General features: G+C 67.9%; 9 protein-coding genes. 7 read left to right on the top strand and 2 right to left on the bottom strand.

Annotation, left to right across the window (positions count from 1 at the left end):
• Positions 1-7 precede the first annotated feature (7 nt).
• Genes recC through recD form a run of 3 tightly spaced genes read left to right on the top strand, consistent with a single transcriptional unit; the run spans position 8 to position 8,975 of the window.
• Positions 8-3,487 (top strand): exodeoxyribonuclease V subunit gamma, encoded by a 3,480-nt coding sequence (gene recC / locus IEW22_RS10620; RefSeq protein WP_188586582.1) that lies wholly within the window; start codon positions 8-10, stop codon positions 3,485-3,487.
• Entirely contained in the window at positions 3,484-6,960 is a 3,477-nt protein-coding gene (locus tag IEW22_RS10625; protein WP_188586583.1) for a UvrD-helicase domain-containing protein, read from the top strand. The genes recC and IEW22_RS10625 overlap by 4 nt, the downstream gene beginning before the upstream one ends.
• Positions 6,957-8,975, top strand: coding sequence for an exodeoxyribonuclease V subunit alpha (gene recD, locus IEW22_RS10630; protein ID WP_188586584.1), 2,019 nt, complete (start codon positions 6,957-6,959; stop codon positions 8,973-8,975). Before IEW22_RS10625 ends, recD begins: the two co-directional genes overlap by 4 nt.
• Here the strand turns inward: recD and IEW22_RS10635 are convergent.
• On the bottom strand, positions 8,939-9,748 hold the full coding sequence (locus IEW22_RS10635; RefSeq protein WP_188586585.1) for a PIG-L family deacetylase: 810 nt from the start codon (positions 9,746-9,748) through the stop codon (positions 8,939-8,941). The two genes, recD and IEW22_RS10635, sit on opposite strands and share 37 nt — an antisense overlap.
• Positions 9,749-9,983: 235 nt before the next feature.
• Here IEW22_RS10635 and IEW22_RS10640 point away from each other — a divergent pair, with 235 nt between their 5' ends.
• The 4 genes from IEW22_RS10640 to htpG all read left to right on the top strand — a co-directional run bounded on the left by IEW22_RS10640 (position 9,984) and on the right by htpG (position 15,068).
• Positions 9,984-10,190, top strand: a complete 207-nt coding sequence (locus tag IEW22_RS10640) for a DUF1049 domain-containing protein (protein WP_188586586.1) — start codon at positions 9,984-9,986, stop codon at positions 10,188-10,190.
• Positions 10,191-10,546: 356 nt separating this feature from the next.
• Positions 10,547-12,253, top strand: a complete 1,707-nt coding sequence (locus IEW22_RS10645; protein ID WP_188586634.1) for an alpha/beta hydrolase — start codon at positions 10,547-10,549, stop codon at positions 12,251-12,253.
• 59 nt (positions 12,254-12,312) lie between these two features.
• On the top strand, positions 12,313-12,936 hold the full coding sequence (locus IEW22_RS10650) for a VIT1/CCC1 transporter family protein (RefSeq protein ID WP_188586587.1): 624 nt from the start codon (positions 12,313-12,315) through the stop codon (positions 12,934-12,936).
• A 155-nt stretch (positions 12,937-13,091) separates the two neighbouring features.
• Positions 13,092-15,068: a molecular chaperone HtpG gene (htpG, locus tag IEW22_RS10655; protein WP_268235476.1), complete on the top strand. Its 1,977-nt coding sequence runs from the start codon at positions 13,092-13,094 to the stop codon at positions 15,066-15,068.
• Between the two features lie 141 nt (positions 15,069-15,209).
• Here the strand turns inward: htpG and IEW22_RS10660 are convergent, their stop codons facing one another.
• Positions 15,210-16,220 (bottom strand): undecaprenyl-diphosphate phosphatase, encoded by a 1,011-nt coding sequence (locus tag IEW22_RS10660; protein ID WP_188586588.1) that lies wholly within the window; start codon positions 16,218-16,220, stop codon positions 15,210-15,212.
• Positions 16,221-16,587: the final 367 nt, after the last annotated feature.

The raw sequence follows: 16,587 nt of genomic DNA on the forward strand, positions 1-16,587 counted from the left end.
TGCAGCTGTGCTGACCCTCTACCGCTCCGAGCGCACCGACCGACTCGTCGACGCCGTTGCCGAGATGCTGTCGGTACCGGCCGGCGCTTCCGGCGGCGGCGAGGTCGACCCGTTCGCCGGGGAGATGATCTGTGTTCCCGCCCGCGGCGTCGAACGCTGGCTCAACCAGATGCTCGCGATGCGACTCGGTGCGGCGGATGGCGACGGCATCGCGGCAGACATCGAATTCCCCTCGCCGGCACGCCTTGTCGATCGCGCCTATGCGGGCGTGCGGGGTGTGCCGGTCGATGACGATCCCTGGGACCGGCAACGGGTCATCTGGCGTCTTGTCGATGTGATGGAGCAGGTGCTCGACGACCCGCGCTGCGCGCCGCTGGCGCGGCATCTGGGCCGGGAAGGTCGCGGCCCCGGTGGTCGTCTCGACCAGGCGGATCGTCGGTATGCCACGGCTGTCCACATCGCCGGGCTGTTCTCCACCTATGCCGCTCAGCGGCCCGATATGCTCACCGACTGGACTGCGGGTGTCGACCATGACGGCCGGACACGCGATCGGGTGCACCAGGTCTCACTCGGTGACCACCACCGGTGGCAGCCGGTGGTGTGGCGGGCACTGCGCCAGGCGATCGGGCAGCCCGCACCGGCCGAGATGCTCGACGAGGTGTGTGCGCGGATCCGCTCCGGTGGCGTCGACCTGGACATCCCGTCGCGGTTCGCGGTGTTCGGACCGACACGTCTGTCGACCCGCGATCTCGCCGTCATCGAGGCCCTGTCGGTACATCGCGACGTGCATCTGCTCGTCCAGTTCCCCAGCGAACCGTTGTGGCGCAGCCTGCGTGAACAGCGCGATCGACCAGCAATGCGACTGCGTGACAACACGATCCGGCGCCCGGCGCACCCCCTGCTGGCCTCGCTGGCCCGCGACGTGTGCGAGCTCGCGCTGCGGCTGCCGACGGCGACCCGACACTCAGACGACCCGGTGACACATCCCGAGTGTCGCGAGATCCACCTGGCCGCGGACTTCGCCGGTCCGAGCCTGCTCCAGACGTTGCAACGCTCCATCGTCGCCGATCGTCTGACCGACGCCGGATGCGGCCACGACACCGATGGAGCCGAGGGCGAACGCGGCGGTGACCCGACCCCGGTGACCGCTGACGGATCGTTCGAGGTGCACGTGTGCCACGGTCCCGCACGGCAGGTGGAGGTCTTGCGTGAATGGCTGCTGCACCGATTCGACGACGACCCGGGCCTGTCGCCGCGGGATGTGATCGTGATGTGCCCCGACGTGGAGACCTTCGCGCCGCTGATCCGCGCCTCCTTCGGCACACCGGCCAGCGAGGGCGAGGACCATCCCGGTCACCGGTTGCGAGTGCGCCTGGCCGACCGCAGCGCGCTGCACAGCAACGAGATCCTCACCGCGATGGTGCAATTGTGCGATCTGGCGGCGTCACGGGTGACCGCGACGCAGATGCTCACCATCGTGTCCGCACCCGGGGTTCGACGGCGGTTCGGTTTCACCGATGACGACATCTCCACGATCGTCGAATGGACCGAGCGCACCTACATCCGGTGGGGCATGGACGAACACGACCGCGAGGGCTACCGCCTGGCGGGGTTCCCGCAGAACACCGTCGCCGCCGGGCTCGACCGGGTGCTGCTCGGCGTCGCCGCGGATGAATCGGCCGAGGAGTGGCTCGGACGGGTGCTCCCACTCGACGGGCTCGAGAGCACCGATATCGATCTCGCCGGGCGATTCGCCGAATTCGCCGTTCGCCTGCACGCCGCCGTGATCTCGTTACGCGGCCCGCACACCGCCGAGACCTGGGCGGCCAACACGGTGGCAGCCGTGGACGCCCTGATCGATCCACCCGCCGACGCGACGTGGCACTATGCCCAAGCGGTCGGGCTGATCGGCGACACGGTTGCCGACGCCGGTGTCGGAGAACTGGCGCACAACGAGTTTCGGGCATTGCTCGCCGACTCCACGGCCGCCCGCCCGACCCGGTCGAACTTCCGCACCGGGGAGCTGACGGTGTCCTCGCTCGTGCCGATGCGATCGGTGCCGCACCGGGTGGTGGCTCTGCTCGGCATGGACGACGACGTGTTCCCCCGTGCGGGTCGACTCGACGGTGACGACGTGACCGGTGTGGCGCCGCTGATCGGCGAACGCGATCCACGTGCCGAGGACAGGCAACTTCTGCTCGACGCCCTGATGTCGGCGCGTGAGGCCTTCGCGATCTTCTACACCGGAACCGACCCTGTCTCGGGCGTCCGCCGGCCGCCGTCGGTGCCGATCGGCGAGGTGATCGACGTCGCCGAGGCGATGGTGACCGGTCATCGGCAGTCCGCCGGTGGGCAGCCGACGTCTCTGGTGACCAGGCATTCGCTGCACTCGTTCGATCCGGTGAATTTCCGCGACACGGCGACGGCGAGTTATGACACCGCGGCACGCAGGGGTGCCCAGGCGATCCTCGACGGACCGTCGCCGCGTGCGGAATTCGTAGCACATCCGCTGGACCCGCGCGACGACGACATCGCGCTCGACGACCTGGTCGCACTGATCGAACACCCGGTGCGGGCCTTCATCTCCCGGCGGGTCGGGGCACCGGTTCCCGAGGTCGACGAGGGTCTCGACGACGAGATCCCTGCCTCGCTCGACGGGCTGGCCCGCTGGCAGGTGGGGGAACGCCTGCTCACCCGTGCCCGCGCGGGCGTCGACCCGGACAGACTGCGCGGCAGCGAATTACGGCGGGGATCACTGCCCCCGTTCACCCTCGGTGTGCAGACCCTCGAGGACATCATGGGCGAGGTGGGTCAGGTGTTCTCGGCGGGTTCGGCGATCGGTGCCGAGCCCGAGCGTGTGGTCGACATCGACGTGGAACTGCCCGACGGACGCCGACTGACCGGGACCGTCGCCGGTGTGCGGGGTGCACAACTGGGTGTGATCACCTACTCCCGCACAGCGCCACGACATCGGCTCGCGACATGGGTTCGGTTGCTGGCCATGGCCGTTGCGCGGCCGGCCGAATCGGCGGGCCTGTCGGCGACCATCATCGGCCGCCCGCTCAAGAACCGGTACCGACCGACCGTCACCGAGCTGACGCTGCCCGAGTCACCGGCAGCGGTGCTGCAGGTGCTGCTCGACCTCCACGACAGGGGGATGCGAAGTCCGTTGCCGATGGCCACCGCCACCGGCGAGGTCTATGCCGCCGCACGCGCGGCCGGCCGCGACGACGAGGCGGCTCGCGACGGTGCTGCCGTCGAATTCGCCTCGTTCGCAGGAGAATCCACCGACCGATATCTCCGAATGGCCTTTCCCGGTGGATTCGCCGAGCTGTCGACGATCGGACGTGCCGACCGCGGCTTCACCGGCGCGGACTGGCGCTTCCTGGATGCGGCCGGGTTCCCCGACGCGGGCGACGGGTTGTTCGCCGATGTGGCCCGCGCCATCTGGACCCCGGTGCTGGCCAACGAGACGAGACGCCAATGACCGGATATTCGACGACCCTCCCGCCACGGGAATTCCACGTCGACGGGGAGATCCCCGGGGGGACAACGATCCTCGAGGCCAGCGCCGGTACCGGAAAGACCTACGCGATCGTCGGACTGGCGGCGCGGCTGGTCGCCGAAGGCACACCGATCAGCGAACTGCTCATCGTCACCTTCAGCCGGATGGCCACGGCCGAACTGCGCGAACGCACCCGCATCCGGCTGCACGATCTCGCCGATGTCCTCCTCGACCCCGATACCGCGCGCGCGAGTTCGGATCCGGTCGCTCGACTGTTGGCCACCGGGGACCGCGCCACGATCGACGAACGGCGGAGCAACATCACCGCCGCGCTCGGCGACTTCGACTCGGCGACCATCACCACCACCCACAACTTCTGCAGCCGGATGCTCGACTGGCTCGGAATCGGTGGCGACCGGGAGACCGACCTGACGCTGGTGGAGGACCTCGACGATCTGGCCGTACAGGTGGGCCGCGACCTGTATCTGGGCGGTTACGCCGGCCGGGAACAACGCCCATTCGGCCCGGCGGTGGCGAGCGAGATCGCCAAGGTCGCCGTGCGCAACGTGCATGCCGATCTGTCTCCGTCGGTCGCCGCCGACGACCGCTCGCCGGTGGCACACCGACTCCGGTTCGCCGTCGCCGCACGAGCCGAGGTCGCGCGCCGTGCGCGCCGACAACGCATCCGCGACTTCGACGACCTGCAGTCGACGCTGTATCGCGTGCTGACCGAGCCCGACCACGGCGCGATCGCGGCCACGCGAATACGCGACAGGTTCTCCGCGGTCCTGGTCGACGAATTCCAGGACACCGACCCGGTGCAGTGGGAGATCTTCAAGATCTGTTTTCACCGCCATATCAGGCTCATCCTCGTCGGAGACCCCAAGCAGGCGATCTACGCCTTCCGCGGTGCTGAGATCCTGTCCTATCTCGATGCCGTGGACACCGCCGGTGGACATCAGGTGCTCGGGATGAACTGGCGTTCGGATGGTGACCTGGTCACGGCATGCCAGCACGTATTCGGCGGTTGCGCACTCGGCGACCCACGCATCGTCGTGCATCCCGTGGACGCCGCATCACCGGGAACGCGCCTGACCGGCCTCGCGCCGTTGCGTCTGCGTCACCTGGGACGGGCCGGTCACGGCCTGCTGAACAAGTCCGGATTCCCCGCACCGAAGGTGATGCGCGAGGCGGTCTGCGACGATGTGGCCGCCGACATCGCACGACTGTTGGCATCCACCGCGCGCATCGTCGATGCCACGGGAACCACGCGACCGATCCGCCCGGCCGACATCGCGATCCTGGTCCGCAGTCACAGCGTCATCCCGCGACTGCAGTCGTCGCTGGCGCGTCATCAGATCGCCAGCGTGGTCGGCGGTGGCCAAAGCGTGTTCACCACCGAATCCGCCGACCACTGGCGCTGGGTCCTCATGGGGCTGGAGTCACCACAGCGGCTCGACCGGGTCCGGCTGGCCGCGCTGTCACCGCTGCTCGGCTACACGCCCGCCGATCTGGATTCCGGCGGCGACGATCTGGCCGCCGACATCGGCGCACGGCTGCGATCGCTGGCGGGGGTTTTCGAGCGGGTGGGATTCGCGGCGATGTTCGAACGGCTGGCACAGGGCGGCGACCTCCAGCGACGGATCCTCGAGATGGACGGCGGTGAGCGGATGCTCACCGACCTCACCCACATCGCCGGGTTGTGCAACGACGCCGCGGTGCATGAGGGGCTGGGGATCAGCGGCCTGCTGCGGTGGATCAGCGAGCGCATGACCGACCCGCGTGCGGGCGGCGCCGCCGAGTACAGCCGTCGGCTCGATCGTGACGCCCACGCCGTGCAGATCATGACGATCCACGCGAGCAAAGGCCTGGAGTTCGCAATCGTCTACGTGCCGTTCGGCTGGGACGGACACGGCTCGTGGGGTAAGGAGACCTTCGTCTTCCACGATGACGACGGGCACCGCGTGGTCGACGTCGGCGGCGAGTCCGCGCCAGGGGCGTCGGGCCGGCTGGCGACGTCGTCGCAGGAGGAGTCGGCCGAGGAACTGCGTCTGACATATGTGGCCATCACGCGGGCACGCTGTCAGGTGGTGCTGTACTGGGCGCCGGTATGGGGCACCGCCCACTCCCCGGTGCACCGGCTGCTCTTCGGTGACACGGCCGCCGGACAGACACCGCCTCAGAGGGTGCCCGTGCCTCCTGATGTGCGTGCTGTCGAACATCTGCGTGGCTGGGCTGCGAGCAGTGATGTGGAGATCTCGGTGGAGCCCGCCGATGGATCCGACGCACCCGACTTCGTCCCGACTCCCGCCACGGTGAGCCGAACACAGGCAGTCGCAGCACATTTCGACCGGATCATCGATTCGTCGTGGACCCGCACCTCCTACACCGCGATCGTCGCCGCCGGCGCTGTCGACGCGGGTCCTGTCTCCGATCCCGACCCGGCAGCGCCGTCGATCGAGGTGAACGCGGCGGGTTCGGAGACCGACCTGCCTCCGGTGCTGCACGACGAGCCCGACCGTGATGTCACCGACGAGCTCCTCGACGGCGAGACATCCTCGCTGATCCGGCGTCACGACATGTCGCGCGGGGTCGGGGAGAAGGCGTCGACAGACCTCGAGGCGATCGTGTCGCGACCGTCGCCGATGAATGGGTTGCCCTACGGAGCGGCGTTCGGCACGGTCGTGCACGACATCCTCGAACATGTCGACACCTCAGCGCCGTCGCTGCGTACCGAGGTGTCCCGACGGGTGACCGAATCGAGTAGACGAGCGATGATGGCTCTGGATGTCGAACGCCTCACCGACGCGCTCGTCGAGGTGTTGCACACCCCACTTCGTCTCGGCGGCACGGACACACACCGCGAGGATGAGGTGGATCTGGCGGCGATCCCGCCGCGCAGGCGTCGCTCGGAACTGACCTTCGAATTCCCCCTCGCCGGTGGTGATCACCCGGTCGACGCCGAGGTGACGATCCGCGCCATCGCCGACCTCCTCGACACATGGCTGCCCGACGACGACCCACTGGCGTGTTACTCCGCGCGACTCCGACTGTTGACGCCGCGTCGCCTGCGCGGTTACCTCACCGGCAGCATCGACTCGGTCCTGCGCGTGGGGCCGGACGAGGACTCCCGCTACGTGGTGGTGGACTACAAGACCAACCGACTCGGCGGGGCGGAGGCTGCGGTCGGGGACTACCGCGCCGATCTGCTCGCGGCGGAGATGATGCACGCACACTACCCGTTACAGGCGCTGCTCTATTCGGTTGCCTTGCACAGATTCCTGCGGTGGCGACTACCCGACTACGACCCCGCGCGTCACCTGGGCCCGGTCCAGTACCACTTCGTCCGGGGGATGATCGGGCCGGTCACACCAGCGGGATACGGGATCTTCCACTGGCATCCGCCCGCCGGGATGATCGCCGCGTGTTCGGATGTACTGGCGGGCCGACGATGACCGAACACGTCCGCGACAGCTCAGGACCGGCAGGGCAGGCAGGGCCGATCGTGGCGAGTACGCCCGAGCATGTCGAGCGAGATCGAGGCGATCGGCAGACCGCCTCCACCGCAACGGGTCTGCTCGCCGAGCTGAACAGGGTCGGCGTTCTCGACGCCGCCGACATCCACGTCACGCGCACCATCGCCGCAGGCACCCCCGGAGGTCTACCCGAGCCGGTGATGTTCGCCGCGGCGGTGCTCGTACGAGTGGTGCGAGCGGGGTCGGTGTGTCTGGACCTCGCGCGACTCGACGAGATCCTCGACATCGGCGCCGATCCGGGCGTGGCGCACCCGGACTCGGCCGAGGTCATCACTGCGGTGCGCGCCCACATCGGTTCTGTTGCCGGCCAATCCGATGCAGACACCGCACGACTGCGCCCGCTGCGTCTGGTGGACACTCCCGCGGGAGAACTGCTGTACTTCGACAGATACTTCCGGCAGGAGTTGTCGGTGCGCACGGTGCTCACCGCCCGCTCGGCGGGCCGGCCGCTCGTGGACCCCGAGGTCCTGCGCGCGGCACTCGACGAACAGTTTCCCCGCACGGGTGCCGTCGGCGAACCCGATCGCCAGCGCCTCGCCGCCGCGGTCGCCGCGACCACCTGGACGACCGTGCTCGCCGGCGGACCGGGCACCGGTAAGACGTTCACCGTCGCACGACTGGTCGCGGTGCTCGACCGGCTCGGTCCGCATCGGCAGCGGGTGGCCCTGTGCGCACCGACGGGGCGAGCAGCGGCCAACCTCGCCGCCGCGGTGGCGAGGGAGTCCGAGGCGAACGACCGACCCGTGGCCGCCTCCACGATCCACCGGCTGCTCGGCACGGTGCCCGGAGCGTCGAATCGCTTCCGTCACAACGCCGCCAACCCGCTTCCGCATGATGTGGTGATCGTCGACGAGGCATCGATGATGTCGCTGACCCTGATGTGTCGACTGCTCGAGGCCCTGCGACCCTCGGCCCGGCTGATACTGGTCGGCGATCCCGACCAGCTCGCATCGGTGGACGCGGGCGCGGTGCTGTCGGATATGACTGACCGGGAGCCGGATCCGCACGCGCACAACGAGATTCTCGAGGCAGTCAGTGCCGAGGACCTCGCGGCCCCCGGCAGCGCCGTCGAGCCGGCGATCGGTCCGGTCGAGCATGCCCGCGTCGTCGGCGGGGTGGTCATGCTGCGCCGCGGTCGGCGATTCGGCGGTGTCATCGCCGAACTGGCCGATGCGATCCGACGTGGTGACACGTCGCGTGTTGCGGCCATCGTAACCGGTGGTCACTCCGAGGTGGTGCTCTGTGACCCGGACGGTGCCGGACCAGACGGTGCCCGCGTCGGTGCCGAGGATCCAGGAGCGCTCGCCGACTTCGACGCCGATGTCGTGGCGTGGGCGTCGGCGATGATCGCTTCGGCCCGCGTCGGCGACGCACCGGCGGCGCTGCGTGCGCTCAACGGCCATCGCGTCCTCTGTGCACATCGCGACGGGCCGTCCGGGGCGTCGTGGTGGTCGCGGCGCATCCAGCAACTGCTCGTGGACTCCGGTTTCGTCGCCGACACCCGGGTTCCCTACGCCGGCCAGCCGTTGTTGTTGACTGCCAACGACATCCGGTCGGCAACCTTCAACGGCGATACCGGTGTGACGATCGACAGCGGAGACCATCGCCTACGCGTGGCCATCGAGCGCGGTCAGGACATCAGGCTCATCCACCCCGCACGGCTTCCCGAGGCACAACCCGTGTACGCCATGACCATTCACCGCAGTCAGGGAAGTCAATACGACGGCGTCTCGGTGGTGATCCCGACGCTGGATTCGACGATCCTCACTCGGGAACTCCTCTACACCGCGGTCACCAGGGCGCGTCATTCGGTGCGGTTGATCGGGTCGATGGATGCCCTGCTGGCCGGTGTTGATCGAAAGGTGCTGCGCGCCAGCGGACTTCGCACACCTCAGGATCAGTGGAGAGAGCTGGGCGCGGCCTCGCTACCGTGATCGAGGACCACTGCACCGGGCAACAACAGCCCGCCAGGTCCCAGATCTCGGCGCAGATAGCTTTCGGTGCCGATGAAGTACGCGCGCTGCTCGGCATCGAGTGCCGTCAGGATCCGCAGCGCGGAACTGCGACGTATCTCCGATTCGTGCGACATCAGCGCCGACCACTTGCGGTCGAGGTAGGGCCGTACGTCGACCTCCACGTCGATCCGGTCGTCGTCGGTGCCGGGCAGGTGATCGTCGTCGGGCGCCGCGGTGCGCGTCGTTCGCTCCCAGGTGGCGCGCGCCAGCGATTTCGGGGGTGTGACCATGTACAGCGACGAGACATGCCAGGCAGGCCCGGCGTCCGGGTAGAGCACACCCAGTGCGGCGTCGTCGACCGCCGCCACCACGATTCGGTGCGTGTGGATGTGGTCGGGGTGGCCGTAGACACCGTAGCCGTCGTAGGTGACCACGACATCGGGCCGGAAATCGCGGATCTGGGCGACCAGCGCGCCGATCTCCGTGTCGAGGTCAGCGCGGCAGAAGGGCAGCTCGTCGGGCGCCGACTCGGGCACACCGGCGTCCGCGTAACGCAGCAGACGCGGTGCACCGGCACCGAGGAAGTCCAGTGATCTGCACAGTTCGTCGTAGCGTCTGGTGCCCTCGGTCCACGTGCAGGTGAGCACCGCCACCCGCCACCCGGCTTCGGCTGCGGCCACGGTGGTGCCGCCCGTCCAGAGCGCCTCGTCGTCGGGGTGCGCATGTACGAACAGCACGCTCGGTGTGGACACATGTCTCCTCGGGCGGCCGCCGGCGGGCGAGACGATCGGTGCGGATCCGGCCACCGCTTGGCCGCACCGTCGAAACCAGCCTAGACATGCGCCGCTCGGGTGTGCCAGCAAGCACACCAGGCGACGGTGCAGCGGATAGTGTGATCACCGGCAGATCGGCAGCACCCGCATGTGCGGGTTGACCTTTGAGGACGGACTGATGAGCGGCTCGAGCTCTACCGGTGGGCGAACAAGTATGATCAGCAAGGTCCCCTTCCGGGTGTGGATCGCGGTGGTCATCGTGGTGCTCGTGGCGGTCTTCATCGGCCAGAACCGGTCGGATACGTCGATCGAGCTGTTCTGGGTGCGGATCACCTCACCGCTGTGGTTCATCCTGTTGGTGCTGTTTCTGCTCGGCGGAGCGGTCGGCCTGGTGTTCGGCCGCCGGGGTCGTGGTCAGTGAGCACAGAAGACCCGAAGAGCGAGGACCCGAAAAGCGCGGGAGACCCGAAGAGCGAGGACCCGAAAAGCGCGGGAGACCCGAGGAGCGAGGATCCGAAGAGCGCGGGAGACCCGAAGAGCGCTGAGGAGCCGAAGTCCACGGGCGAGCCCGACTCCACGCGCTCGGAGAATGCCGACACGACCGAACCGACCGACGCTGCGGCGCAGTCCACGGAATCGACCACCGCGTCGACCGGTACGGACGGCGATCATGTCGATCGGGGACACCGGCCGCATCGCGGTCGGCGCGCACGACATGCCCGGTCGGCCGACGACACCACCGGCGCCGCGGCGACGCAGACTGATCCCGATGAGCGGGTGTCGGCAGACGCGCACGACAACAAGGCAACCGGCGACACCGACGAACAGCCGTGGTTCCGGCGGGAACTGACACGGTATTTCCGGCACTTCAGTTTCTTCGGTGTCGTGCTGGGCCTGGTGCTCCTGTGGGCGTCCACCACGCCGTCGTTGCTGCCCCGGGGTCCGCTGTTCCAGGGTCTGGTGAGCGGCGGATCGTTCGCGATCGGCTACATGGTCGGGGCATTCCTGTCGTGGCTGGTCAAGTTCATGACCTCCCGCGACTCACTGCCGCGCCCGCACCGCGTGTTGTGGTGGATCGTCGGAGTCGTCGCGGTGGTGGGGTCGGTGCTGGCGTTCTACTGGTTCCAGCGCTGGCAGAACGAGATCCGTGACCTCATGGGTATGAGTCACCTCCCGTGGACCGCCTATCCCATCGCGGTGGCCGTCGCGATCGTCGTCGCCATCGTCTTGGTGATCATCGGTCAGCTCTGGGGTGCGCTGGTGCGATGGCTCTCGCGGGTCCTGGGACGCTTCATCACCGGACGTATCGCCGCGGTGATCGGTTTCGCCGTGGTCGTCGCGGTGACCATTTCGGTACTCAACGGTGTCGTGGCCCGCGAGGGTATGAGCGCGCTGAACAACGCCTTCGCCGCGGCCAACGACGAGACCCGTCCGAATTCCGTGCGGCCGACCAGCGAATTGCGTTCGGGCGGGCCCGGTTCGCTGGTCTCCTGGTCGTCACTCGGTCGGGAGGGTCGCATCGTGGTCTCCAACGGCCCCAGCGTGCAACAGCTCTCGGAGTTCAACGGCTCGCCGGCGATGGAACCGATACGGGTCTACGCCGGCCTGGACTCCAGTCCCAGTCAGTCCTTCCGCGCGAACGCCGCACTCGCGGCCGACGAACTGGTGCGTACGGGTGGGCTGCGGCGCAAGATCGTGGCGATCGGCAGCGCGACCGGAAGCGGCTGGCTCAACCAGGCCACCATGTCGTCGCTGGAGTACATGTACAACGGCGACACGGCGATCGTCAGCATGCAGTACTCGTATCTGCCGAGCTGGTTGTCGTTCGTGGTGGACAAGGAGCGTACCCGTCAGGCCGGCACCGCCCTGTTCGAGGCGGTCGACGCGCGGATCCGCGCACTGCCGGAAGGGGAGCGGCCGAAACTGGTGGTATTCGGTGAGAGCCTCGGGTCGTTCGGCGGTGAGGCTCCGTTCGGCAACATCAACAATGTGGTCGCCCGCACCGACGGTGCGCTGTTCAGCGGGCCGACATTCCAGAACCAGATCTGGGCGGATCTGCGCGGCCAGCGCGACAAGGGTTCGCCGGAGTGGCTTCCCATCTACGACCAGGGCAACAGCGTCCGATTCGTGTCACGGCCCGGCGATCTCGACCGGCCCGCCAAGCCGTGGAGCACCCCGCGTGTCATCTATCTGCAGCACGCGTCGGACCCGATCGCGTGGTGGAGTCCGTCGTTGCTGTTCCGCCAACCCGACTGGCTCAAGGAGAAGCGCGGTCCCGACGTCTTGTCGAGTACGCACTGGATCCCGGTGGTGACGTTCCTGCAGGTGGCCGCCGACATGGCAGTGTCCGACCAGGTGCCCGACGGACACGGGCATTTCTACCTCAAGGACATCGCCAACTGCTGGGCCGCGATTCTGCAGCCACCGGGCTGGACGCAGGCCAAGACCGAAGCGCTGCGTCCGCTCCTGCGACGCAGTGCGTGAGGGAAACCCCTGCGTTGGTCCGTCTTCCGCGATCGCTGGTTTTCGACATCCCACGTCTGATGGTGCACGCCAGTGACGGGGTGGTGACGGTTGCCGGTGTCACCGAAGGTATCGCCACCGCCGGTGGCGGTCGGATGGTCATCCTCGCGGCGGCGTTGTCGGCCCTGGTCACCGGCGTGATCACCATCGTCTCCGGCGAGTACACCGAGATCACCTCCGAACGCGACCTCAACGCCGCTCAGCTGGCCAGGGAACGCCGTCAGATCCTCGACGACCCGGAGGGTGAGCTCGACGAGCTGACCCAGATCTACCAGTCGAAGGGGTTGACCCCCGACGTCGCGCGGGTGGTCGCCGAGCAGCTGACTGCTCGCGACGCGCTGGCGGCGCACGCCGAGGCCGAGCTCGACATCGACGAGTTACCCGCCACGTTGCACTTCGTGGCATCCGCGGCCGTGGCGTTCATGCTCGGCGGTGCGCTGCCGCTGACCGGGATGATGTTGACCTCGGCATCAACGCGTTCGGACGTCAACATTGTGATCACGCTCACCGCCCTGGCGGTCATCGCGGCGGTCGGTGCTCGACTGACCGGATATGACGTGCGCCGGGGGGTCGTGCGTGCCGTGCTGATCGGCGGGGTGACGATGGGCCTGACCTATCTGCTGGGCTCGCTCGTGACGTTCTGATCGTGCGCCGCACTGACCGACCGCCCTGGCGGCGCCGGTAAAATGGATGCGCTCGGGCGCGCTCGGCGCCCCCCCCGACCCGACAACCCGTCGAGCAGACGTTCGCGCCTACTCGACAACCATCGCGAGACACCTGTGAGGGAGGAGTTCTACCCGTGGCCACCTCGACGCCCCCAGTCGAAGAACGTGAGTTCGCCGCCGAAACCCGGCAGCTCCTGGACCTGATGGTCCACTCGATCTATTCCAACAAGGACAGCTTCCTCCGGGAGCTCATCTCCAACGCCTCCGACGCGCTCGACAAGGTGCGGCTGGAGGCATACCGGGACAAAGACCTCGGTGCCGACACCTCCGACCTGCACATCGAACTGGAGCCCGATACCGACGGCCGCACACTCACCTTGCGCGACAACGGCATCGGGATGTCGCGCGATGAGGTCGTCGACCTCATCGGCACCGTCGCCAAATCCGGGACCGGGGAGCTGCGCCGCAAGCTCGCCGAGGCCAAGGATGCCGCCGGCTCACCCGATCTGATCGGCCAGTTCGGCATCGGTTTCTATTCGACGTTCATGGTGGCCGACAAGGTCACGCTGCTGACCCGCAAGGCCGGCGAGGCCACCGGAACCCGGTGGGAATCAGACGGCGGCGGCTCCTACACGGTGGAGTCGGTACCCGACGTCGCACAGGGCACGCAGGTGACCCTGCACCTCAAGCCGGTCGACGAGGAAGACAACCTCCACGACTATGCCGACCCGGCGACACTGCGCAGTCTGGTCAAGAAGTACTCGGACTTCATCTCGTGGCCCATCCGCATGGAAGTCACCCGAACTCGCACCGTCGAGCCGGCCGAGGAGGGCGGCGAGGAGACCACCGAGACGGTCGTCGAGACCGACACGCTCAACTCGATGAAGGCGCTGTGGGCGCGTCCTCGCGACGAGGTGAGCGACGAGGAGTACGCGGAGTTCTACCGTCACGTCTCCCACGCCTGGGATGAGCCAGCCGAGGTGATCTCGGTCAACGCCGAGGGAACATTTGAATACCAGGCTCTGCTCTTCATCCCGTCGCAGGCGCCGTTCGACCTGTTCATGCGTGACTCGCGCCACGGCGTGCAGCTCTATGTCAAGCGCGTGTTCATCATGGACGACTGCGACGAGCTGATGCCCGAGTACCTCAGGTTCGTCAAGGGTGTGGTCGATGCGGCAGACCTGTCGCTCAATGTGTCCCGGGAAATCCTGCAGCAGGACCGGCAGATCCGCGCCATCCGTCGGCGGCTCACCAAGAAGGTCATCTCCGCGATCAAGGACCTGCGCGGCTCGGACCCCGAGAAGTACCTGAGCGTGTGGACCCAGTTCGGCCGGGTGCTCAAGGAAGGCCTCGTCTCCGACCCCGACAACCGCGACGCATTGCTGGCGGTGGCCTCCTTCGACACCACGCACAGCGCCGATGAGCAGACATCGTTGCAGGACTACGTCTCCCGGATGAAGCCAGGCCAGAGCTCGATCTACTTCCTCACCGGCGAGAGCCGGGCCCAGATCGAGAACTCACCGCATATGGAGGCGTTCCGCGCCAAGGGGTACGAGGTGCTGCTGCTGTCGGATCCCATCGACGAGATGTGGACGAGCGCAGGCGCGGACTTCGAGGGCACCCCCTTCCAGTCGATCGCCAAGGGTGAGGTGGATCTCGACGACGACGCCGGCAAGACCGACGACGAGAAGAAGGCCGCCGAGCAGGAGAAGGAGGAGCGCCGCAAGGAGTTCGCCGACCTGCTGTCGTGGCTCGAGCAGACGCTCGGTGAGTCGGTGTCGCAGGTGCGCCTGTCCACCCGACTGACCGAATCACCGGCATGTGTGGTGGGCGACACCTTCAGCTTCTCGCCGCAGCTGGAGAAGCTCTATCGCGCATCGGGGCAGGCGCTGCCGCCGAGCAAGCGGATCCTCGAGCTCAACCCCGACCATCCCCTGGTGGCCGGGCTGAGAGAGGCGCATGCCGCCCGTCCCGACGATCCGGCGCTCACCGACACCGCCCACTTGGTGTACGGCGCTGCACTTCTCGCCGAGGGCGGCGAGTTGTCAGATCCGGCCGCCTTCGCCAAGACGCTGGCTGCACGTCTGACGGCGGGGCTGACGCTCGACTGACCGCCGAGTCCCGGCGCAGGCGGCCGCGACTGGTCGGTGACCTCGAAGCGCGGGGTGATCACGAGACGAGGACCCCGGGGGCGGAAGCGATTCCACCCCGGGGTCCTCATCTCGTCAGATCGGCGTGCACATCCACTGCGCTCAGGCGAAGTGCACGATGCTGATCGCGCCGGCGACCAGACAGTAGACGACGAATGGGAACAGCGTGCGCGCGTGGAACCACCGGGCCAGAAAGGCCACCGAGACGAAGGCCGCGACGAAGGCACAGATCGATCCGACCACCACCTGGCCGCCGATGCCATGACCCTCGGGTCCGAACAGCTCGGGGATCTTGAGCACACCGGCCGCCAGGATCACCGGGGTCGCCAGCAGGAAGGCGAAGCGCGCCGCGTCCTCGTGGTTGAGGCGCCGCAGGATCCCGCCGGAGATCGTCGCACCGGATCGGGAGATGCCCGGCAGCAGCGCGAGGATCTGACAGGCTCCGATCATCGCGCCGTCCCGGTAGGAGAGTTCATCGATCGAGGTGAGATCGGCGGTGGGCTGCTCATCGGTGTCGTCGGTGCGCGCCGACCCCGATTCGGTGAGCGTGTAGCCGCGTCCGGCGCCCGCAGATCCGGCCTCGTTGGCCCCGACCGAACGCCGCGGTGTCGTGCTCGGACCCTCGACGGCCGTGCGCGTCGTGCGGATCTGACGGCGCCGCAACAACTCTGCGGCCAGCAACACCAGCCCGTTGAGGAACAGGAAGATCGCCGCCGCCAACGGTGTCGCGAACAGCACGCGAAGCGGCTTCTCCGCGACCAGCCCCACGACACCGACCGGGATGGTGCCCACGATGATCAGCCACGCCAGCCGGGCCGGGGCGGTGTCGGCGCGTCGCGTACGGATACTCGTCACGAAACCGCCGACGATGCGCACCCAGTCGCGCCAGTAGAAAGCGATCAGCGCGAACGCGGTCGCCACGTGCAGGGCGACCACGAAGGCGAGGAAAGGTGTGTGCCCGCGGGAATTGGATTCGGTGACCAGACGCTGCCAGCTGCCGCCCAGCCATGCGGGCACCAGCAGCGAATGGCCGAGGCTCGACACCGGGAACAGCTCGGTGACCCCCTGTAACAGGCCCATCACCACCGCCTGCGGGTAGCTCAGATCACTCACGGACATCCCCCTGTCGTTTGCCTGCACAGTCGTTTGCCTGCACATGTCGCTGTCGTGTCAGCACATGTCGCCGCCGCGTCGCGGCACATGTCGCCGTCGCTCCGCGGCACATGTCGCTGTCGTGTCCCAGCGCACGTCGAGTCGGCGACCCGTCGCCGACGGCTCGTGTGTGAGCATAGAGCCAGCATGCTGAAAGGATCCTGGGTAAAACAGCTGGTAAAGAGCAGGTTGTGTGGCCGTCAGGCTTCTGGCATGTGCCGTCGCGGCGATCACTGCCCCGGCGTGACCCGGAGACCCGACTCGCCGACCGCTTTCGCCCACCGCTGCCGCCCGCGAGGGCGCGGGGGAGTCCCGGTAACCTCGTCAT

Source organism: Gordonia jinhuaensis (assembly GCF_014639795.1).
GTDB lineage: Bacteria > Actinomycetota > Actinomycetes > Mycobacteriales > Mycobacteriaceae > Gordonia_B > Gordonia_B jinhuaensis.